The sequence below is a fragment of the Plantibacter flavus genome (genome assembly GCF_900177615.1).
Classification (GTDB): Bacteria; Actinomycetota; Actinomycetes; order Actinomycetales; family Microbacteriaceae; genus Plantibacter; species Plantibacter flavus.
This window is the reverse complement of sequence record NZ_FXAP01000009.1, coordinates 13,520-39,143: the sequence shown is the minus strand read 5'-3', so window position 1 is coordinate 39,143 and position 25,624 is coordinate 13,520. Positions and strand designations below refer to the sequence as shown.

General features: G+C 71.1%; 26 protein-coding genes. 18 read left to right on the top strand and 8 right to left on the bottom strand.

The window, feature by feature from the left end; all coding sequences use genetic code 11:
• Window positions 1–4: 4 nt before the first annotated feature.
• Genes B9Y95_RS19925 through B9Y95_RS19900 form a run of 6 tightly spaced genes read left to right on the top strand, consistent with a single transcriptional unit; the run spans window position 5 to window position 5,660 of the window.
• Window positions 5–955 (top strand): ABC transporter permease, encoded by a 951-nt coding sequence (locus B9Y95_RS19925; RefSeq protein ID WP_085514395.1) that lies wholly within the window; start codon window positions 5–7, stop codon window positions 953–955.
• Complete coding sequence (locus B9Y95_RS19920; protein ID WP_085514394.1) at window positions 952–1,932, top strand: ABC transporter permease; 981 nt, start codon at window positions 952–954, stop codon at window positions 1,930–1,932. The genes B9Y95_RS19925 and B9Y95_RS19920 overlap by 4 nt, the downstream gene beginning before the upstream one ends.
• Window positions 1,929–3,500 (top strand): ABC transporter substrate-binding protein, encoded by a 1,572-nt coding sequence (locus B9Y95_RS19915; protein ID WP_085514393.1) that lies wholly within the window; start codon window positions 1,929–1,931, stop codon window positions 3,498–3,500. Before B9Y95_RS19920 ends, B9Y95_RS19915 begins: the two co-directional genes overlap by 4 nt.
• A 58-nt stretch (window positions 3,501–3,558) precedes the next feature.
• Window positions 3,559–4,428 (top strand): ABC transporter ATP-binding protein, encoded by an 870-nt coding sequence (locus tag B9Y95_RS19910; RefSeq protein WP_085514392.1) that lies wholly within the window; start codon window positions 3,559–3,561, stop codon window positions 4,426–4,428.
• A complete protein-coding gene (locus B9Y95_RS19905) occupies window positions 4,425–5,198 on the top strand; it encodes an ATP-binding cassette domain-containing protein (protein WP_085514391.1) in 774 nt (257 codons plus the stop codon). Before B9Y95_RS19910 ends, B9Y95_RS19905 begins: the two co-directional genes overlap by 4 nt.
• A gap of 36 nt (window positions 5,199–5,234) precedes the next feature.
• Window positions 5,235–5,660: a cupin domain-containing protein gene (locus B9Y95_RS19900; RefSeq protein ID WP_085514390.1), complete on the top strand. Its 426-nt coding sequence runs from the start codon at window positions 5,235–5,237 to the stop codon at window positions 5,658–5,660.
• Between the two features lie 14 nt (window positions 5,661–5,674).
• Here the strand turns inward: B9Y95_RS19900 and B9Y95_RS19895 are convergent, their stop codons facing one another.
• The gene (locus B9Y95_RS19895; RefSeq protein ID WP_200811452.1) at window positions 5,675–7,480 is read right to left on the bottom strand and encodes a GAF domain-containing protein; all 1,806 of its coding nucleotides are present in this window, start codon (window positions 7,478–7,480) and stop codon (window positions 5,675–5,677) included.
• Between the two features lie 202 nt (window positions 7,481–7,682).
• Between B9Y95_RS19895 and B9Y95_RS19890 the strand changes: the two genes are divergently transcribed.
• From B9Y95_RS19890 to B9Y95_RS19860, 7 genes are all read left to right on the top strand, one after another.
• The gene (locus tag B9Y95_RS19890; protein ID WP_085514388.1) at window positions 7,683–8,957 is read left to right on the top strand and encodes a hydroxymethylglutaryl-CoA reductase, degradative; all 1,275 of its coding nucleotides are present in this window, start codon (window positions 7,683–7,685) and stop codon (window positions 8,955–8,957) included.
• 20 nt (window positions 8,958–8,977) lie between these two features.
• On the top strand, window positions 8,978–9,934 hold the full coding sequence (locus B9Y95_RS19885; protein WP_234994190.1) for a hydroxymethylglutaryl-CoA lyase: 957 nt from the start codon (window positions 8,978–8,980) through the stop codon (window positions 9,932–9,934).
• Window positions 9,931–10,605, top strand: a complete 675-nt coding sequence (locus B9Y95_RS19880) for an FMN-binding negative transcriptional regulator (protein WP_085514386.1) — start codon at window positions 9,931–9,933, stop codon at window positions 10,603–10,605. The genes B9Y95_RS19885 and B9Y95_RS19880 overlap by 4 nt, the downstream gene beginning before the upstream one ends.
• Window positions 10,602–12,065 carry an amidohydrolase gene (locus B9Y95_RS19875; protein WP_085514385.1) on the top strand — a complete coding sequence of 488 codons (1,464 nt, stop codon included), beginning with the start codon at window positions 10,602–10,604 and terminating at the stop codon, window positions 12,063–12,065. Before B9Y95_RS19880 ends, B9Y95_RS19875 begins: the two co-directional genes overlap by 4 nt.
• A 32-nt stretch (window positions 12,066–12,097) precedes the next feature.
• The gene (locus tag B9Y95_RS19870) at window positions 12,098–13,735 is read left to right on the top strand and encodes an amidohydrolase (protein ID WP_159453472.1); all 1,638 of its coding nucleotides are present in this window, start codon (window positions 12,098–12,100) and stop codon (window positions 13,733–13,735) included.
• The gene (locus B9Y95_RS19865) at window positions 13,732–14,913 is read left to right on the top strand and encodes a M20 metallopeptidase family protein (protein WP_085514383.1); all 1,182 of its coding nucleotides are present in this window, start codon (window positions 13,732–13,734) and stop codon (window positions 14,911–14,913) included. The genes B9Y95_RS19870 and B9Y95_RS19865 overlap by 4 nt, the downstream gene beginning before the upstream one ends.
• A gap of 123 nt (window positions 14,914–15,036) precedes the next feature.
• Complete coding sequence (locus B9Y95_RS19860) at window positions 15,037–16,221, top strand: sensor histidine kinase (RefSeq protein WP_085514382.1); 1,185 nt, start codon at window positions 15,037–15,039, stop codon at window positions 16,219–16,221.
• On the opposite strand, the gene B9Y95_RS19855 is transcribed toward B9Y95_RS19860, so the two are convergent.
• Window positions 16,210–16,755, bottom strand: coding sequence for a CGNR zinc finger domain-containing protein (locus B9Y95_RS19855; protein ID WP_085514381.1), 546 nt, complete (start codon window positions 16,753–16,755; stop codon window positions 16,210–16,212). The two genes, B9Y95_RS19860 and B9Y95_RS19855, sit on opposite strands and share 12 nt — an antisense overlap.
• 25 nt (window positions 16,756–16,780) lie before the next feature.
• Here B9Y95_RS19855 and B9Y95_RS19850 point away from each other — a divergent pair, with 25 nt between their 5' ends.
• Complete coding sequence (locus tag B9Y95_RS19850) at window positions 16,781–16,999, top strand: hypothetical protein (RefSeq protein ID WP_085514380.1); 219 nt, start codon at window positions 16,781–16,783, stop codon at window positions 16,997–16,999.
• 89 nt (window positions 17,000–17,088) lie between these two features.
• Window positions 17,089–17,553, top strand: coding sequence for a carboxymuconolactone decarboxylase family protein (locus B9Y95_RS19845; RefSeq protein ID WP_085514379.1), 465 nt, complete (start codon window positions 17,089–17,091; stop codon window positions 17,551–17,553).
• 6 nt (window positions 17,554–17,559) lie between these two features.
• Here B9Y95_RS19845 and B9Y95_RS19840 read toward each other — a convergent pair whose 3' ends face one another.
• From B9Y95_RS19840 to B9Y95_RS19815, 6 genes are all read right to left on the bottom strand, one after another.
• Window positions 17,560–17,745, bottom strand: coding sequence for a hypothetical protein (locus B9Y95_RS19840; RefSeq protein ID WP_085514378.1), 186 nt, complete (start codon window positions 17,743–17,745; stop codon window positions 17,560–17,562).
• 38 nt (window positions 17,746–17,783) lie between these two features.
• The gene (locus B9Y95_RS19835) at window positions 17,784–18,587 is read right to left on the bottom strand and encodes an ABC transporter ATP-binding protein (protein ID WP_085514377.1); all 804 of its coding nucleotides are present in this window, start codon (window positions 18,585–18,587) and stop codon (window positions 17,784–17,786) included.
• A 34-nt stretch (window positions 18,588–18,621) separates the two neighbouring features.
• A complete protein-coding gene (locus B9Y95_RS19830; protein ID WP_234994193.1) occupies window positions 18,622–19,692 on the bottom strand; it encodes a FecCD family ABC transporter permease in 1,071 nt (356 codons plus the stop codon).
• Window positions 19,693–19,694: 2 nt separating this feature from the next.
• The gene (locus tag B9Y95_RS19825; RefSeq protein ID WP_412458841.1) at window positions 19,695–20,738 is read right to left on the bottom strand and encodes a FecCD family ABC transporter permease; all 1,044 of its coding nucleotides are present in this window, start codon (window positions 20,736–20,738) and stop codon (window positions 19,695–19,697) included.
• The gene (locus B9Y95_RS19820) at window positions 20,738–21,763 is read right to left on the bottom strand and encodes an iron-siderophore ABC transporter substrate-binding protein (protein WP_085514375.1); all 1,026 of its coding nucleotides are present in this window, start codon (window positions 21,761–21,763) and stop codon (window positions 20,738–20,740) included. The genes B9Y95_RS19825 and B9Y95_RS19820 overlap by 1 nt, the downstream gene beginning before the upstream one ends.
• 240 nt (window positions 21,764–22,003) lie before the next feature.
• Entirely contained in the window at window positions 22,004–22,831 is an 828-nt protein-coding gene (locus tag B9Y95_RS19815) for a helix-turn-helix domain-containing protein (protein WP_085514374.1), read from the bottom strand.
• A 122-nt stretch (window positions 22,832–22,953) separates the two neighbouring features.
• Between B9Y95_RS19815 and B9Y95_RS19810 the strand changes: the two genes are divergently transcribed.
• Genes B9Y95_RS19810 through B9Y95_RS19800 form a run of 3 tightly spaced genes read left to right on the top strand, consistent with a single transcriptional unit; the run spans window position 22,954 to window position 25,603 of the window.
• The gene (locus tag B9Y95_RS19810) at window positions 22,954–23,631 is read left to right on the top strand and encodes a response regulator transcription factor (RefSeq protein WP_085514373.1); all 678 of its coding nucleotides are present in this window, start codon (window positions 22,954–22,956) and stop codon (window positions 23,629–23,631) included.
• Window positions 23,624–24,982 carry a sensor histidine kinase gene (locus B9Y95_RS19805; RefSeq protein ID WP_085514372.1) on the top strand — a complete coding sequence of 453 codons (1,359 nt, stop codon included), beginning with the start codon at window positions 23,624–23,626 and terminating at the stop codon, window positions 24,980–24,982. The genes B9Y95_RS19810 and B9Y95_RS19805 overlap by 8 nt, the downstream gene beginning before the upstream one ends.
• Window positions 24,983–25,039: 57 nt before the next feature.
• Window positions 25,040–25,603: a hypothetical protein gene (locus tag B9Y95_RS19800; RefSeq protein WP_085514371.1), complete on the top strand. Its 564-nt coding sequence runs from the start codon at window positions 25,040–25,042 to the stop codon at window positions 25,601–25,603.
• Window positions 25,604–25,624: the final 21 nt, after the last annotated feature.

Genomic DNA, 25,624 nt, shown 5'->3' with positions numbered 1-25,624 from the left:
TCCCATGGTGCGATACATCGTCTCCCGGGTCCTGTCGTCGCTCTTCGTCCTGCTCGTCCTGTCCGTCCTCGTCTTCTCGATGGTCCGGGTGATCCCGGGCGACCCCCTGTCGGCGTTCGCGGACCCCTCGAACCCCGACCCGGCCGCACTGGACGCCCTCCGCACGGAACTCGGCCTCGACCGCCCCTGGCTGACGCAATACCTCGCGTGGCTGCTCGGCGTCCTGCAGGGGGACTTCGGACGAGCCATCACCGTCCCCAACGAGGTGTCCAACCTCATCGCCCAGCGCCTCCCGCTCAGCCTCACCCTCGCCGTCATGGCGACGCTGTTCGGGACCGTCCTCGGCATCCCGGCCGGTGTCCTCGCAGCGACCCGGTGGCGTCGGGCCCCCGACAACGCGGTGCGCGGGCTGTCCTTCGTGCTCCTCGCGACCCCGCCGTTCGTGCTCGGAACCGTCCTCATCCTCGTGAACTCACTCACCCTGCGCCTCCCGCTCGTCGGTACCGCGGGGGCAGGCGGGGATCCGCTGCGACTCGTCGGCGTGCTCGTCCTGCCGGCGCTCCTCATCGGTCTCGTCCTTGCGGCCATCGTCGCCAGGTACACCCGCGGCACCCTGCTCGACACGCTCGGGCAGGACTTCGTCCGGACGGCGCGAGCCAAGGGGGCCTCACCGTCCCGACTGGTCGGACGGCACGCGCTGCGCAACGCCCTCATCCCCGTCACGACCGTGATCGGCATCGAACTCGCCGCGCTCGTCGGCGGCACGGTCGTCATCGAGACCGTGTTCGCGCTCCCCGGGATGGGCTCGCTCCTCCTCACCGGCATCCGCTCGTCCGACTACCCGATCATCCAGGCGACCGTGCTGCTCATCGGCGCGGTCTACGTGCTCATCAACTTCATCGTCGATCTGATCTACCCGCTGATCGACCCACGAGTGAGGGTCCACACGTCATGACGGTCACCCGCGCCATCGCGCTCGCGAAGATCGACGGCCGCCGCCGTCGCAACGGGTTCGGTCCCGCCTTCTGGAGTGGGTCCGGCATCCTCGTCGGCATCCTCCTGCTCGCCGGATGGATGACCCTCGCGCCGCCCTACGACCCGTTCGCCGCCTCCGGACCGGCCCTCGCCGCGCCGAGCCTCGACCACCTGCTCGGCACCGACAACCTCGGCCGCGACAACCTCACCCGCCTGGCGCTCGCCGCCCGGACGAGTCTGCTCATCTCGGGCGCCGCCGCCCTGCTCGGCGCCGTCATCGGTACGGCCCTGGGACTGGTGGCCGGGTACTTCGGCCGCTGGGTCGACGCGATCATCATGCGGATCGTGGACGCGGCGCTCGCCCTGCCGGCGATCCTCGTCGCGCTCGTCGTCGGGGTCGTCATCGGCACCGGGCCGTGGCCGCTCATCATCGCCCTCGGCCTCGTGTTCGCTCCGGGCTTCGCCCGTGTCATGCGAGCCCCGGTCATCGCCCTGCGCGAACGGGACTTCGTCCTCGCAGCGACGCTCAGTGGCGTGCGGGGACATCGGGTGATCGTCGAGCACCTGCTGCCGAACGTCCTGACGCCACTGTTCGTGCAGTTCGCGTCCGTCGCCTCGCAGGTGGTCCTCATCGAAGCCGCGCTCAGCTACCTCGGTCAGGGCGTCCAGGCGCCCGAACCCTCGGCCGGCCGCATGATCAGCGAGTTCACGCGCTTCATGCAGGTGCAGCCACTCCTCATCGTCCTGCCCTCCCTCGTGATCATCCTGCTCTCGGCGGCCTGGAACCTCCTCGCCGACGGGCTCCAGGACCACTTCGCCCCGAGGCGGGAGCCCGCGTTCTCGCTCGGCCGCCCGCGCGGGCGCCGGGGAGCGGCAGCGGCGCACCACGGAACGTCATCCCGCACCACCATCGACGCGGCGTCCACGGACGACGCTCCAGAGAAGAGGCAGCAATGAAGACACGCATCCTCGCGGGGACGGTCGCCATCGTGGCGGCGTCCCTCGCGCTCAGCGGCTGTGCGCCCGGCGGATCCACGGCCGACGCGGGCGGCGACCCGGTCGCCGGTGGCACCCTGCACTGGGGTGTCCCGGCCGAGCCGTCGGCCGGCGGTCTCGACCCGATGGCCGCCAGCGCCATCGCCGCCGAGGTCATCAACGCCGTCGCGTACGACACGCTGCTCGCGAAGGACGACGACGGCGAGGTCATCCCGGCACTCGCCACCGAGTGGTCGCAACCGGACGACCTCACCTGGGTCTTCGAGCTGCGCGACGACGTCACCTTCGCTGACGGCAGCGCGTTCAGCGCCGATGACGTCGTCTACTCCTTCAACCTGATGAAGGAGGCCACCACCTCGGCGAGCACCTACCTCGCGAACGTCTCGAGCATCGAGAAGACCGGTGAGACCGAGGTCACGTTCCGGTTCAGCGCGCCGGACGGCACCTTCGTGGACGCGGTCTCCGCCCGCCAGACGTTCTTCATCGTGAGCGAGGAGGGCTATGGTGCGGCGACCCCGGACGAGCGGCAGCGGACCACCTTCGGGACCGGCGCGTTCCAGGTGACCGATTGGAGCGACGGCGTCAGCGTCACGATGGCGAAGAACGAGAACGCCTGGCAGGACACGAAGCCGTACCTCGACGAGATCGTCTTCGACTTCATCCCCGACGAGTCCGCGCGCCTCGCCGCGCTGCAGCAGGGCAGCATCCAGGCCGCGTACTTCACGGACGGGAGCCTCGCCGATCAGGCGGTCCAGGCCGGATTCACCCTCGGGGAGGCGTCCTACCGCCAGAACCTCGCGATCTACATCAACCCGGAGACCGGGCCGCTCGCCGACATCGACGTCCGTCGGGCCGTCGCGTTGTCCCTCGACCGCCAGGCCCTCGTCGACACGGCGATGCTCGGCTACGCCGCGCTGTCGTTCGTTCCGCCGGCCGGTGACCCAGGCGCGCTCGACCCGGAGGGTCTGCCCTACTACGAGCGCGACGTCAGCCGCGCGAAGGAACTCCTCGCGGACGCCGGCCAGCCGAACCCGACCATCACGCTCAGCTACATGGGCGACGTCGCGCAGTCGCACCACCCCGTCTACGAGATGATGCAGCAGCAGCTCGCCGAAGCGGGCATCACCCTGCAGCTCGACGCGAAGCCGCTCTCGGAGATCGCCCCGGTCTTCACGACCGGTGAGAGCTGGACCGACCTCGTCGCCATCCCGGGCAGCCCCCGTGCGGCGTCGCTGTTCTACTACGACCCCGTGCTCGTCGACGGCGGTGTCTACAACCACTGGGAGGGGAACCCTGAGGCGGATGCGGCTCGAGAGCTGTTCCAGCAGGCGAAGAGCGCCTCGGATCCGACCGAGTACGCGAAGCTCGTCGACCAGCTGGCGGAAGAGGCGGCCGAGCAGGTCCTCGAGATCGTACCGGTCGCGGTCCCGGTCTACTTCGAGGTCTGGGACAGCGCCAAGCTGCACGACTACCAGAGCGACGCGTACTACTCGCGGTACCGGCTCGACGAGGCCTGGCTGAGCCAGTAGTCCTGTCGTCCACCCCACCGTCCCTCCCGCACCACTCGAGCGAAAGCTGGTCTGACCCATGGATCGAGACGTCGACGCCCTCCACGTGGAGGGGCTGAGCATCGCCTACGGCGGCGCTGCGCCATCGGTGCAGGACGTGTCCCTGCGTGTCGGTCCGGGGGAGATCGTCGGGGTGATCGGCGAGTCCGGGAGTGGCAAGTCGAGCATCGCCCTCGCGATGATGGGGCTGCTGCCGGACTCGGCGACGGTCACGGCCTCCCGCCTCGACGTCGCGGGGACCGACATGCAGGGCGCCACGGAACGAGACTGGTCGGGGCTCCGCGGTGCGCGCGCTTCGATGGTGTTCCAGGAGCCGATGTCCGCCCTCAACCCGTGCATGCGGATCGGAGCACAGATCGCCGAGGTCCTCCGCATCCACGGGGTCGCCGACAAACGGCAGGCCCGGGCGCGGGCGTTGGAGATCCTCCACCTCGTGCGGATGCCCGACGCCGAACGACGGCTCGGTTACTACCCCCACCAGCTGTCCGGCGGTCAACGCCAGCGAGTCGTGATCGCCATCGCGGTGGCCGCCGGACCGACCCTGCTCGTCGCGGACGAGCCCACGACCGCGCTCGACGTGACGGTGCAGGCACAGATCCTGGAGCTGTTGAGGACCCTGCGCGACGAGACGGGGATGGGCGTGCTGTTCATCAGCCACGACCTCGGCGTCATCGGGCAGCTCTGCGAGCGGGTCGCCGTGATGTACCGCGGGCGCATCGTCGAGACCGGTCGCGCTGAGCGGGTCCTCGCGGATCCGCAGCATCCGTACACTCGGGCGCTCCTCGAGAGCATTCCGCGACCGTCGGTGCCGGTGCGGTCGCCGTTGGCGGTCATCCCCGTCGACAATGACTTCGCCGAGGCGCCGGCGGTCTTGGAGGAGGTCCGATGAGCGACACCCTGCTCCGCGTCGACGGCGTCACGCAACGGTTCGGCCACGGTGAGCATGCGACGCTCGCACTCGACGACGTGTCGCTCGAGGTGCGCCGGGGGGAGACGCTCGGACTCGTCGGAGAATCCGGCTCCGGGAAGAGCACCCTCGCCAGGGCGATCCTGCTGATGCGGCGACCGAGCTCGGGCCGCATCGAGTTCGACGGTGGCGAGGTCGCGCGGCTCCGCGGGTCGGCGCTGCGGACGCACCGGCGGCGGGTGCAGATGGTGTTCCAGGACCCCAACGACTCCCTCGACCCGCGCTTCACGGTGGCACGTTCGATCGCCGAACCGCTCGTCGCCGCGGGGATGGGCGCGGCCTCCCGTCGAGCCCGGGTCGTCGAGTCACTCCACCAGGTGGGGCTGCCAGGGGACGCCGCGGGGCGCTTCCCGCACGAGTTCTCCGGCGGGCAACGGCAGCGCATCGCGATCGCCCGGGCCATGGCGGCGAAGCCGGAGTTCGTCGTCCTGGACGAGCCGACCTCGGCCCTCGACGTCTCCGTGCAGGCGCAGGTGCTCAATCTGCTCGTCCGCCTCCAGGAGGAGACGGGCGTGACGTACCTCTTCATCACCCACAACCTCGCGGTCGTCCATCACGTCGCGCATCGGGTGGCGGTGATGCGCAACGGCCGCGTCGTGGAGGAGGGGACGGGGGAGCAGGTCATGACCCGGCCTCAGGACGCCTACACGCGCGAACTCCTCGAGTCGATGCCCGTCCTCTACCGGACCTGATCCCACCACCGATCGACGACCACCAGGAGGAACCGGATGCGCGTGCAACGACTCGGCGACAACGCTCACGAGGTGGCGCTGTACGAGGGCCCGGGCCGGATCGATCTGGAGTGGTACTTCCAGCAGACCACTGCCCTGCCGTCATCGGTCATGCGGTATCGCCTCGAACCTGGAGCGGCCGAGGGCGAGCACCTCCACCTGGAGGGCGACGACGCGAGTTGTTCGCCGAACAGCTCCGACGAACTGTACGTCGTCACCGCGGGTGAACTCGTCGTGACCTCGGGTGAGCACCGGAGGCTGCTGCGATCCGGCGATGCGTTCTACGCGCCGGCCGGGCTCGTCCACGGTGTCCGCAACGAGTCCGACGCCGTGGCCGAGATGATCCTCGTCTTCGGCACGCCGACGGGGAACCCGTTCCCGCAATCGGGCGAGGAGGCCTTCTCCACGGACACGGACCGCTGAACCGGCGGCCTCGCCTACCGTCCGGCCTGCAACTGCTCGCGGAGCTCGTCGAGGCGGACGGCGATGCCGAGCCGGAACATGCGCTCGTCCTCGCGCCAGGAGGCTCCGAGCACCTGGTCGAGCCGGTCGAGCCGCTGGAGGATCGTGTTCGTGTGGAAGTTCAGGGCGCGCGCCGTGCGGGTGGGGCTCGCATTGTTCCGCACGAACGCGCGCAGCGTCCCGAGTAGGTCGGCGTTCCGCTCGGCGTCGTAGCGCCGGACGAGTCCGATGGTGTCGCGCAGGAAGTCGGCGAGCGCCCGCGCATCGGTGTCGAAGATCGCCGAGTAGGGCAGGAAGTCGTCGGTCGATGCGGTGAGGTCCGAGAGTTCCAGTGCGGCGATGAGTCTGGCGGTGCGCATCGCGCTGGTGAACGCGGAGGTGAGGGCATCGGGGGCGGTGCGGGGCACGACGGCGACGACGGGCTGCTGGATGCTGCCGGCGACGTGTCGGCGGACGGCGTCGGCGTCGAGCGGCCGACGGCCGGAGGAGTGTGCGGCGACGACGTACCCGCGGTACTCGCCGACGAGCGCATGGTCGTCGAGTCGGCGGCTGAGCGCTCGGGCGGCGGTGGTCTGCTGGTCTCCCGGGACGGCGAGGAGGAGCAGGGAGTCGAGTTCGTGCAGGTCGATGCCGAGGCGCCTGGCGCGTCGTTCGACGTCGGATCGTCGTTCGGGCACGTCGTCGAGGAGGTCGGCGATGAGTTCGCTGCGGACGCGGTGGTCGGCACCCGAGGCCGCCTCCTGCTGCAGCTCGAGGAGCGCCGCGACCTGCGCCGCGCGTTCGACGGTGCGGAGGTCCACTGCGCCGAGCTCGAAGTCGCCGTCGCCGAGGATGAGGGCGCCGAAGTGCTGGCTGCCGGCGGACAGGGCGGCGACCGCTCCGACACCGCCGCTCGCGACCAGGACGCAGTGGCCCGAGCGACGGCTGTCGGTGATGGCCGCGTGGGTGACGTCGTCGAGGTCGAGCATGCCGGGGGAGAGCGGGAGACCGGCTGCTGCGATCACCCGGTCCTGCGCGTCGGTGACGGCGACCGCGCGGCCGAGTGCGGTGGCGAGCGTCTCCGCGACGGGTGCGAATCCGCCCCCGGCGAGGACCGCCTGGACGAGTTCCTGGTGGACGGTGTTCGCCCGATCGCGTTCGACGAGGTGGGCGGTGAGGTCCGCGAGGTTCCGTCGGCTGGCGTCCTCGGAGTCCTGCAGGTCGCGGAGGGTCTGCGTCGTCTGGAGGATGACCGAGGCATGGTCCGCGAGCGCTGCCAGGAGCGCGACCTCGTCGGGGGAGAAGTCCTTCCGGTCGCGGTTGCCGACGAAGAGGACGCCGAGGACGTCGTCGCTCGTGAGCATCGGCACGCCGAGCAGGGAGACGAGCCCCTCCGCCGCGACCGCGTCGTCGATGCCGCGCTCGTGTCGGTCGGTCGAGTAGTCGGAGTAGTCTGCGACCCACTGGGCCGTGCGCGATTCGACGACGACGCTCGCGAGCCCGCGCCCGGGAGGCACCCGGAGCGTCTGGAAGGACGGACTGACGGAGCCACTCGTCTCGCGGACCCGCAACTCGTGGGTGACCGGGTCGAACTCGGACAAGTATGCGAGATCGACGCCCATCATCTGGTGGGCGCGCTGGACGAGCCTGGCGAGCACGGCGTCGCTGTCGCGGAGCTCGGCCAGTTCGCGGGCGCTGGAGAACAGGGCGGAGAGTTCGTGCTCGCGGCGTCGCAGCCGGATCAGCTCCCGCTCGGTGTCGTGGACGGGTTCGGCGTCGACGAGGTCGGTGGCCGTTCGCACGTCGGCAGGCTCTCGCATCGGGTCTCCTGACTGGTCCCTCAGGAGTCTAAAGCGATGGCCGGTCCAGCGGGGTGTGGGATCCACCCACACGATCACCGATCCGCTGAGTCATCCACCCATCGTCGTCGACGATCACCGCTCCTAGGGTCGTCTTGACCGCAGCACCGAGGATCCGGTGTCTGCCTGTACCGAAGGGCGACCCATGCCGAGAAACAGCCGAATCCAGGGGCTGCGCGACCACACGCCGGACGAGCGGCTCGACCTCGTCGCCGAGGGGGCCGGGATCGCGGCGGAGGCACTCGCCGCACTGCGACCCGACGCCGGCCTGTCGATCGCCCAGGCGGACCACCTCGTGGAGAACGTCGTCGGTGTCATCGCCGTCCCGGTGGGCGTCGCCACGAACTTCACCATCGACGGCGAGGACCGACTCGTCCCCATGGCGACCGAGGAACCGAGCGTCGTCGCCGCGGCCTCCAACGCCGCCCGCATCGCGCGCGTGCACGGCGGCTTCCGGACGTCGTCGTCGGGCGACGTCATGATCGCGCAGATCCAGATCCTCGACGCGGTCGACCCGCACGCCGCGCGGCTCCGCGTCCTCGAGGCCCGGGACGAACTGCTCGCCCTCGCGAACGAGCTCGACCCGATCCTCGTCTCCTTCGGCGGTGGCGCCCGCGACATCGACGTCCGGATCCTGCCGACGCGCGTGGGGACACAGGTCATCGTCCACCTCCACGTCGACGTCCGCGACGCCATGGGCGCGAACGCCGTGAACACGATGGCCGAGGCGATCGCGCCCCGCATCGCCGAGATCGCCGGATCGCGGACCCTCCTGCGGATCCTCACCAACAAGGCCGATCAGCGCATCACCCGTGCCAGGGCGGTCTTCGACGCCGACCTCCTCGGTGGTGCGCAGGTCGTCGCCGACATCGTCGCCGCGAGCGCGTTCGCCGAGGCCGATCCGTACCGGGCGGCCACGCACAACAAGGGCATCATGAACGGCATCACGGCCGTCGTCCTCGCCACGGGCAACGACACTCGGGCGGTCGAGGCCGGCTGCCACTCCCACGCGGCTCGGTCCGGTCGCTATTCGGCGCTGTCGCAGTTCGAGCAGGATGCCGACGGGAACCTCGTCGGCACGATCGAGGTCCCTCTGGCCGTCGGGCTCGTCGGTGGAGCGACGAAGGCGCATCCGACGGCGCAGGCGGGCGTGACCCTTCTCGGCGTCGAGACGGCCCGGGAACTCGCGGCCGTCATCGCCTCGGTGGGCCTCGCCCAGAACCTGGCCGCGTGTCGGGCGCTCGCCGCCGAGGGCATCCAGCGCGGACACATGACCCTGCACGCCCGGACGATCGCGGCGAGCGCCGGCGCGACCGTGGACGAGATCGGGGCGGTCGCGGCGAGGATCGTCGCCGACCGCCGGATCCGGGTCGAGTACGCGCGCGAGGTGCTCGACGAGCTCCGGGCGACCTCGGCATGAGCGGCCTTCCGCAGCCCCGGATGGAACCGGTGGACGGCCTCCCGACGCGGGTGCGCGTCTACGAGGTGGCGCCGCGCGACGGGCTGCAGGCCGAGACGGACATCCTGCCCACGGCGGTGAAGGCGGAGCTCTGTCGGCGTCTGTACGAGGCCGGGTCGCGGGACCTCGAGGTGACGAGTTTCGTGCCGGCCACCTGGATCCCGCAGTTCGCGGACGCGGAACGGCTCGTCGCGGGCCTCGACGTGCCGACGGGTGCGCGGGCGGTCGGCCTCGTGCCGAACCTGCGCGGCCTGCATCGGGCGATCGACGCGGGTGTCCGGGAGGTCTCCGTCGTCGTGAGCGCGTCGGAGTCGTTCGCCAGGGCCAATCTCAACACCTCGCGCGAGGGGGCCGTCGAACGGGCCGAGGAGGTCGTCGCCGCCGCGACCGCGGCGGGCGTGCCGGTGCGCGGCTACGTGTCGATGGCGTTCGGCGACCCCTGGGAGGGTGCGGTCGATCCGGCGACGGTCGTCGAGGCCGCCGCGCGGCTGCACCGCGCCGGGTGTTCGACGGTCGCCGTCAGCGACACGATCGGGGTCGGGACGCCCGGGCTCACGACCCGGGTCGTCCGGGACGTGCTCGCCGCCGGGATCCCGGTCGAGGCGGTCGCGCTGCACCTGCACGACACCTACGGGCAGGGACTCGCCAACGTGTACGCGGCGCTCTCGTTGGGCGTCGCCGAGTTCGACTCCTCCGTGGGTGGCCTGGGTCGCTGCCCGTACGCGAAGGGCGCCACCGGTAACCTCGCAACCGAGGACCTCGTGTGGATGCTCCACGGGCTCGGGATCGAGACCGGGCTCGACCTCGGGGCCCTCGCCGCGACGACCGCCTGGTTGGCGCGCGTCCGGGGCGTCGCAGCCCCCTCGAACGTGGCGACGGCCCTGGCGGCCGCAGCGTCCGCGGTCGACACCCCGAGCACCGCAGGAGCCGGCAGATGAGGCACACCACCGAGTACGTCCAGGGCGACGTCGAAGCGGTCCGCGCACTCGTGCGCGAGCACCCCTGGGCGACGGTCGTCAGTCACGTCCCGGGTCGTGGGCTCGTGTCGTCGCACTATCCGGTCCTACTCGAGGAGGACGAGGACGGGATCGTGCTCCTCAGCCACGTCGGGCGGCCGGATGAGCGACTGCACGAGCTCGGCCAGCACGAGGCCATGGTGATCGTCTACGGTCCCCAGGGGTACGTGTCGCCGAGCTGGTACGACACGTCGCCGGCCGTCCCCACCTGGAACTTCGCGGTCGCGCACCTGTACGGGGTGCCCGAACTGCTCTCGGACGAGGAGAACCTGCAGGTGCTCGACCGCCTCGTCGCCCACTTCGAGCGTGTGCTGCCCGAGCCGTACCTGATGAACGGGACGATCGCGAACAGCGAGTACGCGGCACGCATCGTCCATGGGACGGTCGGATTCCGCCTGCGCGTGACCCGGTTCGAGGCCAAGGAGAAGATGAGCCAGGACAAACCGGCGGAGGTCGTCGAACGGGTCGTCACGGCGCTCGGGGAGCCGGGTCCGTACCGGAACCCGACCCTCGCCGCCCGCATGGCGGCCCTCCACGGGCTCGACACGGGGACAGCTGCGCCGACCACCGACGACGGGACACGCGCACCGTGACCGACCTCACCCTCCGGAACGCACGGCCCTCCGGCGGCGAGCCCGTCGACATCCTCGTCCGCGACGGTCGGATCGCCGAGATCCGACCGGCCGGGACGGCCCCGGCGTCCGGCGAGGTCGTGGACGTCGCCGGACGCACGATCGGACCGGGGCTCTGGGACGCCCACGTCCACATGACCCAGTGGGTGATCCAGCGGCGACGGATCGACCTGACGGAGACCGCCAGCGCAGCCGACGTCCTCGCGGCCGTCCGTCGTGCGGTCGACACCGATGCACCCCTCACCGACGGGTTCCTCATGGGGTACGGGTTCCGCGACGGCCTGTGGGCGCAGCCGGCGACGCTCGCCGCGCTGGAGGCCACCGAATCGGACCTGCCCGTCGTCCTCGTCAGCGGCGACCTGCACTGCGCCTGGATGAACACGCGCGCCGCCCGACGACTCGGCCTGGACCTCGACGCGAGCGGTGTCGTCGCCGAAGCGCCGTGGATCGAGGCGCTGCAGCGGATCGACCAGCACTCGGGGCTCGCCGCACACGCCTACCGGGACGCCGCCGACGCGGCAGCCCGACGCGGTGTCGTCGGGGTCGTCGAGTTCGAGAACACCGACAACCTCGGCGAGTGGTCCGAGCGCATCGCGAACGGCGCGAGGAGCCTGCGAATCGAGGCCGCCGCGTGGCCCGACCGGCTGGAGTCCGTCATCGCAGCGGGACTCCGCACCGGCGACGCGGTCGACCCGGCCGGCCTCCTCACCATGGGGCGACTCAAGGTCGTCGTCGACGGTTCCCTCAACACGAGGACCGCCTGGTGCTGGGACCCGTATCCGGGCGTCGACCCGTCGAGTGCGCACGCCTGCGGTGTCGAGAGCGTCTCGGTCGACGAGCTCCGCCGACTGCTGGAACGTGCGAGGGGCGCCGGGATCGAGGCGGCCGTCCACGCGATCGGCGACCGAGCCAACACCGAGGTCCTCGACACCTTCGAAGCGCTCGGGATGCGCGGCGTCATCGAGCACGCCCAGCTCGTGCGCGAGCAGGACTTCGCCCGGTTCGCGAGCCTCGGGCTCATCGCGAGCGTGCAGCCCGAGCACGCGATGGACGACCGGGACGTCGCCGACCGCCACTGGATCGGCCGCACGGGTCGCGCCTTCGCGTTCGGATCCCTGCACCGCGCAGGCGTCGGCCTCCGGCTCGGCTCGGACGCTCCGGTCTCGCCCCTCGACCCGTGGCAGGCCATCGCCTCCGCGACGAGTCGGAGTCGCGACGGCCGCGACGCCTGGCACCCCGAGCAGCGGCTCCCGCTGGACGTGGCGATGGAAGCGAGCGTCCGGACGTCGATCGCGGTCGGGCAACCCGCCGACCTCGTCATCACGGACCTCGACCCGTTCGACGCCGACGCCGAACGGCTGCGGTCGATGCCGGTCGCCGCGACCCTGCTCGGCGGACGCTTCACCTGGCGCGCGTTCTGATGGCAGCTGAGACCGAGAAGGAGACCCCCACCATGACGCAGACCGACACCGCGACACCGACCCACTCGCAGCTCTTCACGAACGCCCGGGTGTTCACCGGCACCGACGAGACGGACGTCGCCTCCGCGTTCCGCATCGTCGACGGCCGCTTCGACTGGGTAGGGGAGGCGTCCGCGGTCGCGGGGGAACCCGCAGTCGACCTCGGCGGACGCACCGTGCTCCCCGGCCTCATCGACAGCCACACCCACCCTGCGCTCATGGCCGCCACCGCCGTGGCCGCCGAGTGCTTCCCGCCGTCGGTGGTCTCGATCGACGGACTCGTGGAGCGGCTGCGAGAGCATCAGGCGACGCTGACCTCGCCGAGCGCCTGGGTGCTCGGCCGCGGGTTCGACGACACGAAGTTCCCCGAGGGGCGGATGCCGACCACGGCCGACCTCGACGCGGTGTCCGCAGAACGCCCCGTCCTCGTCTGGCGATGCGACGCCCACTCCGCCGTCTGCAACACCGCGGCGCTCCGCCTCGCGGGCATCACGGCCACCACGCCCGACCCGGCCGGTGCGCGTTTCGAACGCGGACCGGACGGCGAGCCGAACGGCGTCCTCACCGAGATCGCCGCGGTCGAGGCGGTCGCCAGGTTCATCCCGGTTCCGGAACGCGACGAGCAGGTCGCCTCGCTCGTCGCGATCGGCGAGGAACTGGCCTCGCGAGGGATCGTCGCCGTGTGCGACCTGCTGTCCAACCGCCTGCAGGACCCCCTCGACGCCTTCCGCGCCGCTGCCGCCAAGGGGCTCCGCACCCGCGTCGCCCTCTACCCGGGCTGGGACCCCTCCGCGCCACTCGCCGAGCTCACTCCCGACGATCGCGAGGGGCGGATCCGCATCGGCGGGGTGAAGGTCGTCCTCGACGGGGCCTACTCGAACCGCACCGCCTGGGTCGCCGAACCGTATCCCGAATCCTGCGACCACGGACTCCGACTCGTCGAGGACGACGACGTCCTCGCAGCCGGCGCCTGGGCTCGCCGCAACGGCGTCCAGCTCGCGGTGCACGCCATGGGCGACCGAGCGCTCGAGCGCGTCGCGAGCCTCTTCGAAGACCAGGAGCCCTGGCTCGACGGCATCCCGTCCGTCCGCATCGAGCACGCGACCATCATCAGCGAGGGGTACGCCGAACGGCTCCGCTCCGCGCGCATGACGTTCGGGATCGCCACCCACACCGTGTTCTTCTTCGCCGAATACGACGGCTACGAGCTCGCCCTGCGCGCCGAACAGGTCCCCGACGCCTACCCGATCGCCCGGTTGTTCCGCACCATCGGGCCCCTCGCGCTCTCCTCCGACCGCCCGGCCACCGCCTGGAGCGGCGCCGACGACGTCATGCTCTCCGTCGAGGCCGCCGTCCGACGACAGGCCTACAACGGCGCCGACTTCGTCCCCGAGGAAGCCATCAGCGTCGCCCAGGCGCTCCTGCTGTACACGGGACGAGCCGGCCTGCTCTCGCCGCTCGACAGCGTCGGCAGGATCGCCACGGGGTACGACGGCAGCTTCGCCGTCCTCGACCGCGACGTCTTCTCCGTCCCCGCGGACGAGATCGCCACCGTCCGGGTGGCCGAGACGTGGATCCGCGGCGAGCAGGTGTACCAGCGCTCGCCGCAGGACGAGGGGGTCCGCTCATGACCGGCTTCCAGGAGGACGCGACCGCGATGCGCGACGAGCTCGTGGCCGTCCGACGCGAACTGCACCAGGCCGTCGAGATCGGCCTCGACCTGCCCGTGACCCAGGGGATCATCCTGCGCGAACTCGCGGGGCTCGGCCTGGAGATCACGACGGGCACCGGGCTCTCCTCGGTCGTCGCCGTCCTCCGGGGCGGCGCCCCGGGCCCCACCGTGTTGCTCCGCGCCGACATGGACGGTCTGCCGGTCACCGAGGCGACCGGGCTGCCGTTCGCGTCGACCTCCGGGGCCATGCACGCCTGCGGCCACGACCTCCACATGGCGGGTCTCCTCGGCGCCGTCCGCCTGCTCGTCGCCCGTCGCGCCGACCTCGCCGGCACGGTCGTGTTCATGTTCCAGCCCGGAGAGGAGGGTCAGGCCGGCGCGCGGATCATGCTCGAGGAAGGTCTGCTCGACATCGCCGGGGAGCGACCCGTCGCGGCGTACGCGCTGCACGTCGACTGCAGCACCCAACGCGGGCAGCTCGTCACGCGGGAGGGCGCGATGATGGCGAGTGCCAACGCGTTGCAGCTCACCGTCCGTGGGACGGGCGGTCACGCGGCGTTCCCGCACCTCGCCGTCGATCCGGTACCGGTCGCCGCACACCTCATCCTCGCCGTGCAGACCTTCGCGGCCCGGAGGCTCCCGGCCACCGACCAGGCCGTCCTGTCCATCACCCGGCTGAGCAGCGACTCCGAGGCCAGCAACGTGCTCGCCTCGGCCGTCATCCTGGAGGCGAACATCCGCACGCTGTCGAAGGCGACGCTCACCACGGTGCGTGAGCAGCTGCCTGAGCTGCTGACCGCGATCGCCGAGGCGCACGGCTGCACCCTCGAGTCGACGTTCATCGCGTCCTACCCCGTCACCGTCAACGACCCGGTGGAGACGCGGTTCGTCCTCGGCACGCTCGACGCGCTCGTTGGGCCCGGCCGGGTCGTCCGGCAGGAGGTGCCGTCGATGGCGTCGGAGGACTTCGCCTACATCCTCGACGAGGTCCCCGGTGTGCTCGTCTTCGTCGGTGCCGCCCCGGATGAGGGCTCCGTCGCCCTGCACTCCGAACGCGCGGTGTTCGACGACGGCGTCCTGGACCTGCAGGCCGCGGTGCTCGCCGAACTCGCCTGGAGGCGCCTCCAGCTCGCGTGAGCGACGGTCGACCGTCCGGGTAGCGAGCGGCACATCCCGGACGTATCCGACAGCCGGGGCAGTGCATGTGCCCTGGATGGGTAGCATGGACACGTTCCGGATTCCGACGACGAAAGGGCGCGCGTGATCACCGCAGAGGACATCACGAGGCGCTCCGCGATCGCCGAATACCAGGTCGTCGGTCGTCCGCCCGAGACGGACCTCGAGAGCCTCGTCCACCTCGCCGCGACCATGTGCGACGTGCCGACGGCCGTCATCAACATCATCGACGACCGGTTCCAGCACCAGATCGCTGCGGTCGGGTTGGAACCGGCGAGCTGCTCCCGCGAGGACTCGATGTGCGCGGTCGTGTTCCAACAGCAGGTGCGGACGATCGTCTCGGACGCTCGTGAGGACCCGCGCTTCGCGGCGAACCCCTTCGTCACCGGTGAGCTCGCCAACGTCCGCTTCTACGCATCGAGCCCGCTCGTCACCCCCGACGGCGTCCCGATCGGCACCCTGTGCATCTTCGACGACCGGGTCCGTGAGCTGTCTCCGGAACAGGGCAAGGCCCTCGACCTCCTCGCGAGGCAGGTCGTCGACGTCCTCGAGCTGCTCCGCCTCACCTACGAGCTCGGCCAGTCCAACGAGCAGCTCGCCCAGTTCGCCGGCCAGGTGAGCCACGACCTGCGCAACCCGCTCATGGCGGTCTCCGGGTTCCTCGAGCTCGCGACCGACAGCCCGGACATGGTGAACGCACCGCACGCGGCGAAGGCACTCGCGCGAGCCGAGTCCGCCGCCGACCGGATGGCGGCGATGATCACCGACCTGCTCGACTTCGCCCGGATCGGTGGCGCCCGTCCGCGACGCGCGCCGATCGACCTCGGGCCGCTCGTGTCCTCGGTGATCGAGGACCTCGATGCGACCATCACCTCGACCGGCGCGACCGTCGACGTCGACACGCCCTTCCAGGTGCACGGCGACGAGACGTTGCTGGGCGCGCTGCTGCAGAATCTGATCGCGAACGCGGTGAAGTTCAGTGCAGCCGCCGGAGTCGTCCCGCACGTGCTGGTGCAGGCCGAGCGGGTCTCCGCCGGGGTGCTGGTCGCGGTCGAGGACAACGGTCCCGGTGTCGCTCCGGAGCAGCGTGAGCGCGTCTTCGACCTCATGGAACGCGCGGCGGGGAGCGAGGTCGCCGGCCTCGGCATCGGCCTCTCGACCTGTCGACGCATCGTCGAGGCGCACGGTGGCCGGATCGAGATCGACGAGTCGGGGCTCGGGGGAGCGAGCGTCTGGTTCCTGTTGCCCGACGCCCGATCAGCGGCCTGAGCCGCCCGCGCGTGCGCGGTGCCTGCGGACGCCCGACCGGTTGGCGCACCGCACCGAGCAGTAGCGCTGACGGCCGTTGCGGGTGACGTCGACGACGACCCTCCGGCAGGTGTCGCCCGGTTCGGTCCCCGCGGCACACCGACCGAGACGCTGCATCCCCCTCGTCGTCAGGTGGAGGGCGGTCCCGACGCTGATCACCGCGGCGAGGACCTCGGGGAGCGCCTGGTGCTCATCGCGGTAGTGCAGGTGCCACCCCTCGCCGTCGTGGTCCGTCAGCCGCGGGAACGCGGCCGCAGCGGCCATCTGGCGGTTGAGCGCGGCCGCCCTGGCCTGATCGTCGGCCGCGTCGACGACGGTCAGCCACTCGTCGACGACCCGGCGGACGCGGGCGTGGTCACGGGCCACCTCGGTGAAGGGCATCGTCATCCCGTGCTCGCGGGTGCGGGCGACGATGTCGTCCCGGTCGTCGGGCCAGTCGTTCGCCAGCGAAGCGGCCAGGAGGACGGCGTACGAGCCGTAAGGGTTGAGATGCATAACGCCATTACATCATGGTGGAGTCATGACCCTCCTCGACGCACCCCCGCAGTCCTCCGAACCGTCGCCGAACGCCGTCGACGCCTGCCGCCACACCTGGGCGACGGAGTCGGCGCACACCACCTCGGAGGGGTCGCTGCGCTACCTTCGGTGCGCCGCCTGCGGCAGTCGTCGGGTGGAACTGCGACCCCACGACGACGCACCAGCGGTCCCGGTCACGCGCCAGGACATCCCGCCGCGGTGACGCAGCACGGTGACGTCCTCTCGCCACGCGCGTTAGCGTTGGAGGAGTGGTCTGCGGGACCGCGCCCGCCCAGTGACGAGAGGAACCCCATGAGCGCCGACGTCTGGCTCGACAAGGAATCACCCGAGGTCTATCAGGCGCTCGTCGAGACCGGCCGCGCCGCGGGTCGCGCGGCACTCGACGCCGGCATCGACAAGCGGCTCATCGAGCTGATCCGGATCCGGGCCTCGCAGATCAACGGTTGCGCGTACTGCCTGCGTCTCCACGTCGACGACGCGATCGCGGTCGGCGAGACCACGGAACGCCTCGCCATCCTGTCCGCCTGGCGCGACAGCGAGTACTTCAGCCCGGTGGAGCAGGCCGCACTCGCGATCACCGAGGACGTCACCCTCATCGCGGACGTCCAGCACCGAAGGCGCTTGCCGGACGACGACCTGTCGACGCTCACGAACGGTCAGATCGCCGCGGTCCGGTGGCTGGCGATCGTGATCAACGCCTTCAACCGCGTCTCGATCACGAGCCACTACCCGGTGCACCCGGCGCAGGCGGACTGACAGCGCTCAGTCCTTCCGGCGCCTCGCGCCACGGAACCACGCTGCGACGCGGGTGCGCAGTCCGTCGGAGTACTCGTTCGAGAGGTCGAGGGTCTCCTTGCCGAGATCGCCGCCGTTCCTGATCGACTCGAGCGCACGCAGCGCCCGGGCCTCCTGCTCGGCGGCTCGCTTCCGGCGGTCCTCATCACCCATGCGCCCAGCCTAGACGGGGTCGACGGTGACGCCCCCGTTCAGACCGTCACGTGGTGACGGCCGATCGGCAGCATGAGCGGCTTGCCCGAGGTCGGGTCGGTGATGACCTGGTTCTGCAGTCCGAACACCGCACGCACCGTCGACTCCGTCAGCACCTCGTGGGGTGTCCCCGCCGCATGGAGACGGCCACCGGCGAGGGCGATGAGGTGGTCGGCGTAACGTGCGGCGAGGTTCAGGTCGTGGAGCACCATGACGATGGTCGTCCCGCGGGAACGGTTGAGGTCCGTGAGGAGGTCGAGCACCTCCACCTGGTGGCTCACGTCGAGGAAGGTGGTCGGTTCGTCGAGGAGGAGCAGGTCGGTCTGCTGCGCGAGCGCCATCGCGATCCACACGCGCTGACGTTGTCCGCCGGACAGCTCATCGACATGCCGGTCCGCGAGCTCGCTCGTCTCGGTGGCGTCGAGCGCCGCAGCGACCGCGACGTCGTCCTCGGTGCTCCAGCGGGAGAGGAAGCCCTGGTGCGGGTGTCTGCCTCGTCCGACGAGGTCGGCGACCGTGATCCCCTCCGGCGCGATGGGCGACTGCGGGAGCAGGCCGAGCGTGCGTGCCAGCTGCTTCGCCGGCAGTCGGTGCACGTCCTTGCCGTCGAGGACGACGCGGCCGCTCCGAGGCGTCAGCAGGCGGGACATCGATCGCAGCAGCGTCGACTTGCCGCAGGCGTTCGCGCCGACGATCGCCGTCACCCGGCCGGGTGGGACGAGGAGGTCGAGTCCGTCGATGACGGTCCGGTCGCCGTAGCCGAGCGCGAGTCGCTCGACGAGGAGGTGGTGTTCCGTGGTCACAGGGTGCCTCCGGGATGGTCGGGCGGTGTGCCGGTCACAGCGAGCCACCGGCGCGGTTGGTGCGGATGATGAGCCAGATGAGGAACGGCGCTCCGAGCACCCCGGTCACGACGCCGACGGGGTAGCGCGCGCCGAGGAGGTACTGCCCGGTGAGATCGGCCACGAGGACGAGGAGGGCACCCACGAGCGCGGCGGGCACGAGCATCGACCCGCCGCGTCCGACGATCCGCGAGGCGATGGGGCCGGAGAGGAACGCGACGAACGCGATGGGCCCAGACGCCGCGGTCGCGAACGCGATGAGGCCGACTGCCGCGACGATCACGATCAGGCGCGTCCGGTCGACGTGGACGCCGAGTGCGGCGGCGGTGTCGTCGCCGAGTCTGGTCGCGGCGAGGTTCCTCGACTGGGCGAGGAGGACGGGCACGAGCACGAGCAGCGCGACGACGACCGGACCGACCTGCGACCAGCTCGTCCCGTTGAGACTGCCGGTCAGCCACCGGGTCGCCTCCTGCAGGTCCCACTGGGCCGCCCGCGACAGGATGTACGTCGTCACACTGTCGAGCATGGCGGCGACACCGATGCCGATCAGGATGAGTCGGGTTCCGGCGACGCCGCCGCGGTAGGCCAGGACGTAGACGAGGACCGCCACGGCGAGGCCGACGACGATGGCGAAGACCGACACCTCGGTCGCGCCGAGCGAGAGGGTAACGATCGCGAAGGCGGCGGCCGCGCTCGACCCGGCGCTGATGCCGATGATGTCCGGGCTCGCGAGGGGGTTCCGCAGCATCGTCTGGAAGGTGACGCCGGCCAGGCCGAACGAAGCCCCGGCGACGACCGCGAGGGCCGCCCGGGGGAGCCGCAGCCGTCCGACGGTGAAGGAGGCGCCCGGCACGTCCTGACCGAGGATGACGCGCATGACGTCGCTCGGCGGATAGAAGGTGTTGCCAACCATCAGGGAGATCAGGAAGACCGCGACGATGAGCGCGGCGAGGGTGGTCATCACGGCGACCCGGCGACGACGGCGCACCCGGCGTCCACCGACGACGCGGTCGATGGTCGAGGGCGTCCGTCCACCGAGGCCGGGCGCCGCGACGGGTTCGCGCACGGTCACAGGGCGCTCACCTTCTGCCGACGGACGATCGCGATGAAGATCGGAGCGCCGATCAACGCGGTGATGATGCCCACGTCGATCTCCGTGGGGCGGGCGACGATGCGGCCGAGGACGTCGGCGACGGTGAGGAGTATCGCCCCGACGACGGCTGAGAAGGGGAGGAGCCACCGGTGGTCGACGCCGACGATGAGCCGACAGGCATGCGGCACGACGAGCCCGACGAAGCCGATGGGGCCGGTGACCGCGGTCGCCGCCCCGCAGAGCACCACAGAACCGAGGGCCGCCGCACCGCGTGCGATGGCGACGCGTTCACCGAGGCCGGCGGCGAGCTCGTCGCCGAGCGCGAGGGAGTTGAGACCGCGTGCGGACAGCAGGCAGACGAGGAACCCGACGACCAGGAACGGCAGCACCTGCTCGAGTTGGACGACGGTGGCGCCACCGACGCCACCGATCTGCCAGGACCGCACACTGCTCGCGATGTCACCGCGGGGCAGCACGACGGCCGTGATGACGGAGGCGAGCGCGGCGGACGTCGCGGCGCCCGCGAGGGCGAGCTTGAGCGGTGTCGCGCCGCCGCGGCCGAGCGAGCCGACCGTGTAGACGAAGACCGCCGTGGCTCCGGCGCCGATGATCGCGACCCAGATGGTGGTGCTCGCCGCTGCGAGCCCGAAGTACGCGAGGCCGGTCACGACGGCGAGGGAGGCACCGAGGTTGATCCCGAGGATGCCCGGGTCGGCGAGGGGGTTGCGGGTCACGCCCTGCATGACGGCGCCGGAGACGCCGAGCGCCGCACCGGCCACGACCGCGAGGAGCGTGCGTGGGATCCGCTTGGCCACCGCCGCCTGGTCGAAGCCGTCCACGCCACCCGCGACGGCACCGAGGACCGCTGACCAGTCGACGTCGCGCGAGCCGATCGTCACGGAACCGACCATCGCGGCGAGGAGGACGAGGGCTGCGACGAGGAGCCAGAGCCCACGAACCCGCCTCGGGCGTCGCACGACGGCGACACCCGGGGCGGGTGGGGTGGCGGTACCGGTGATCACGCCGCCTGGTCTGCCGCCTGCGCGAGCAGCTTCAGGTAGTCGTCGAGGATCCAGGAGATCGAGAGCGGCGTCGGGTTGGCGGCCGTTCCGAGGGGGCTGGTGCCGGGGAGGGCGACGATGGCGCCGTTCGCGACGGCGGGCATCTGCGACAGCAGCGGGTCGGCCTCGAGTGCCGCGATGAGCTCGTCGCCGCCGTACGTCACGATGATGTCGACGTCGCTGAACTCGTCGGCCTGTTCGGCGCTCTGCGTCAGGGAGAACAACTCGGTCTCGGCGGAGGCCGTCGCGACGCTCTCTGGGAACGCGAGGCCGAGGTCCTCGAAGAACGCGGTGCGGGTGTCGTGGGTCGTGTAGTAGCTGACCTCGCTGAGGTCACTGGTGTCGACGTGGGTGAGGAACATCGCGGTCTTGCCCTCGAGCTGCGGGTACGCCGCCGCCGCCTCGCCGATCTCCTCTTCGAGCTGCGTCACGAGCGCTTCGCCCTCGTCGGCCATTCCCATCGCCTCGCTGTTGAACAGGATGGTGTCGCGCCAGGACGTGCCCCAGGCGGTCTCCGGGTAGGCCACGACGGGGGCGATCTCGGTGAGGGTGTCGTAGTCCTCCTGGGTGAGCCCAGAGTATGCGGCGAGGATGACGTCGGGGTTCGTGTCGGCGACGGCCTCGAAGTCGATCCCGTCGGTCTCGTCGAAGAGCACCGGGGGCTCGGCGTCGAGCGCTTCGAGCTTCTCCTCGACCCAGGGGAGCATCCCGTCACCGTCGTCGTCACCGAAGTTCGCGGCGGCCATCCCGACGGGCACGACGCCGAGGGCCAGTGGCACCTCGTGGTTCGCCCAGTTCACGGTGGCGACACGCTCCGGCTTGGCGTCGATCGTCGTGGTGCCGAGCGCGTGCTCGATCGTGATCGGCGTGAAGCCGTCGCCACTGCCGGTGCCTTCTTCGGCCGAAGACGACGAGCAGGCCGCGAGGCCGATGGTGAGGAACGCCGCCGCGGAGAGGGCGACGAGACGTGATGCGCGCTGCATGGGGTCCTTTCGGGTGCTGCTTGCTGACACCTGCGTGCGCGCACGACGAACGACGGCGCCGGAGGACGTCGTCGAGGGGTCGGGCATGGCGGCCGTGAACAGCCGGCGTCACACACAAGGAGGAGATGATGAAGGATTGCCTAACCAAAGTTAGCTGTCATCTCACTCTGGCGCAATCGAGTGGATCCGACGTGTTCTTTCGCGAATCGGACACGCGATCACCGATTCGCGACCCAGTCGTCAGCGGTTTCGGAACCGCCCGGGGCTCGTGCCGGTGACGCGGCGGAACGCGGTCCCGAACGCCGTCGACGAGCGGTACCCGACGGCGGTCGCGACCTCGGCGATGCTGTCACCCGCCGTCAGCCGGGTGATCGCGTGCTGAGCTCGGGCGGTGGCGACCCACCGGGTGAACCCCAACCCGGTCTCGGATTCGAAGGCGCGCGTCACCGTCCGCGTGCTCACGCCCAGCCGGGTCGCCCATTCGGCGAGCGAGGTCGTGTCGGACGGGGTCGTGCGCATCCGCTCGGCGATGGGTGTCAGGAGCGCCGACCGGGGGAGTCGGAGAAGCAGCTCGTGCTCGGCCGGCTCCAGCACGTCTACGATGGCCGCCTCGGTGGTGGCACGCGCGCGGTCCTCGAGCTCGGCGTCGCCGAGCCGGTCGAGCAGGAGGCGCAGCAGGGGCGTCACCTCCACCGCGGTCGGCTGCTCGGAGATCGTGGGGACGCGGTCGACGCTGAACATCGCGGCCCGCTGCCAGGTGCCGGCCGGGGTCCACCCGGTGTGGCGGACACCGGCCGGGATCCAGAGACCGTGGTGCGGGGTCACGGTCCAGACGCGATCGCCGACAGTCGCGGTGGATGAGCCGCGATCGTTCCACAGGAGTTCGTGCGTGGGGTGGGAATGCTCGTCCCAGTGCGTGTCCCGCGCGATCCGCTCGGTGTTGCCGCGGATGACGAACGGCACGGGGATCGCGCCGGCCTCGTAGAGGGGGAGTCTGCGACGCGCCGGTGCCGTGTCCGTCGCGTCGAGGGACTGCTCCCACGGGTCGGCGGCGGCGGGGACTGGCACCGCTCCAGCGTACGGGGGTCCACGCCGGACCGTCCCGCTTCAGCGCTGCTTCAGCTTGTCCGCGCCAGACTGGGACGCGCCGCTCGACCGTCGACCGGCACGGAACCTGGAGGCTGCACCGGATGCGGATACTCGTCGTGGACGATGAGGTGCGACTCGCCGACGGCGTTCGGAGAGGGCTCGAAGCGGAGGGCTTCGCGGTCGACGTCGCTGCGAACGGAGTCGACGGCCTGTGGATGGCCGGCGAGCATCGCTACGACGCCATCATCCTCGACATCATGATGCCGGGCCTCAGCGGGTACCGCGTCTGTCAGCAGCTCCGCGACGCAGGCGACTGGACCCCGATCCTCATGCTCACGGCGAAGGACGGCGACTGGGACCAGGTCGAAGCCCTCGACACCGGTGCCGACGACTTCCTGAGCAAACCGTTCTCCTTCGCGGTGCTCGTCGCGCGGATCCGCTCACTCGTCCGACGTGGATCGCGGGAGCGGCCGGTGGTGCTCGAGGTCGGCGAACTGCGGCTCGACCCGGCGTCGAAGCAGGTCCACCGCCGCGACGTTCCGATCGACCTCACCTCGCGCGAATTCGCGGTCCTCGAGTTCCTCATGCGACGCGGCGGCGAGGTGGTGTCGAAGCGCGAGGTCCTGCAGAACGTCTGGGACGACGACTTCGAGGGCGATCCCAACATCGTCGAGGTCTACGTCGGGCATCTCCGCAACAAGGTGGACCGCCCCTTCGAGCGTGCTTCGATCGAGACGGTGCGCGGGTTCGGCTACCGGTTGGCGGGCGGGCGTGGCTGACGCCGGGCCGCCCGGGGCGGTCGCGCCCCGACGGCGGCCGTGGCGGTCGGTCCGAGCCCGCGCGGCACTGGGATCGGTGCTCGCGGTCGGACTGTTCCTCGGGGTCGGCTCCGTGGCGTTCGTCGGCCTGTTCTCCGCGGCGCTCCGTTCCGGCGTCGAACAGAGCGCGTCGGCCGAGGCGGAGAGCGCTTCGGCGCAGCTGGTCGCGGCGGACGTGACGACGCTGCCCGAGGACGACGGTCGACTCCTGGTCCTCGTCGAGGACGGCCGTGTCGTGGACCGGACGGACGATGAGATCGAGCTCCCGACGCCGATCCCGGACGGTGACGTGTTCGTCTCGGTCGTCGACGACGAGCCGGTGGTGTTCGCCAGTGAGGACGTCGACGTCGACGGCCGTGACCTGGTCGTCCTCGCGGGCCGCTCCCTCGAGGAGACCGACGACGCGGTCGGACTCGTGTCGATGCTCCTGCTCATCGCTGTCCCCGTGCTCGTCGCCCTCGTCGGCGGCCTGACCTGGCTGCTCGTGGGACGTGCGTTGGCGCCGGTGGAGCGCATCCGCCGTGAGGTCTCGGAACTGGGGGCTGGCGAACTGCATCGACGGATCGAGGTCCCCGTCACGGGCGACGAGATCGGTCGCCTGGCCGGGACGATGAACGGGATGCTCGAGCGGCTCGAGGACGCCCAGACGGCGCAGCGGCGGTTCGTGTCGGACGCCTCCCACGAGCTCCGCTCACCGCTCGCGGTGATCAGGCAGTACGCCGAGGTGGCGGCGCTCCACCCGGACCGGGTCGACCCGGCCGAGCTGTCCTCGACGGTCCTCGAAGAGGGCGCCAGGATGCAGGGGCTCGTCGAGTCGCTCCTGCTGCTCGCGAAGCTCGACGAAGGGGCGACGGGCACCGCGCGGCGCACGGTCGACGTCGACGACCTCCTGTTGGCGGAGGCCGTTCGCCTCCGGTCCGCAGGCGGACTGCGTGTCGAGTCCGCGGCCGTCGCGGCGGCCAGGGTCGACGGCGACGACGTCCTGCTCGCCCGGGTGGTGCGGAACCTCGTCGACAACGCCGTGCGGCACGCACGATCCGTGGTCCGGCTCGGATGCTCCACCGACGGCCGGGTCGTCAGGATCTCCGTGGAGGAGGACGGCCCCGGTGTGCCGGTCGAGTCCCGCGCACACGTGTTCGAACGGTTCGTCCGCCTCGATGAGGGCCGTTCGCGTGACGCCGGCGGTTCGGGCCTCGGCCTGGCGATCGTGGCCGACGTCGTGCGGCTGCACGGTGGGTCGATCGAACTCGTCGACAGCGCGCTCGGCGGGGCGGCGTTCATCGTCACGCTCCCGGCGTCGTCCGCTTCCTGAACGCGGCTTCAGCTCGCTTCAGGTCCGCTTCAGCGCTCCTCGGACAGTCTGGGGCACATGAACGAGAACACCGCCTCCCAGCCCACCGATCCCACGCAGCCCACCGCAGCCACCGAGCGCATCGAACCCGTCGAGCGCGTCGAGGCGACCGACCACACCACCGTCCCCGCGACCCCGGCGACCACGGGGAAGCCGGCCTTCTGGCGCCGGAAGCCCGTGTGGATCACCGCGATCGTTGTCGGGGCCCTCGCCCTCGGCGGAGCCGGTGCCGCCTACGCGGTGGACGAGTTCGGGGACGCCGACGACGACCGCGTCGCGGCTGCGTCCAACACCGACCGCGACGGCAGCGGCGCCATCGACGACGGTGACACCACGGCGGCCATCGATGATCGCGACGCCCGTGACGCCGACGACGTGCCGCTCACCGACACCGAGTTCGACGCGGCCTCGAAGGCGGCGCTCGCCGAGGCGAAGGGCGGCACCGTGACCGATGTGGACCGCAGTGACGACCCGGGCGAGGCGTTCGAGGTCGACGTCCTCCTCGAGAACGGCGACGAGCTCGAGATCGCGCTCGACGCGGACTACGCCGTGGTCACGAGCGTGCTCGACCCGCGCGACTGACGGACGTGCCCCGCCGGGTGC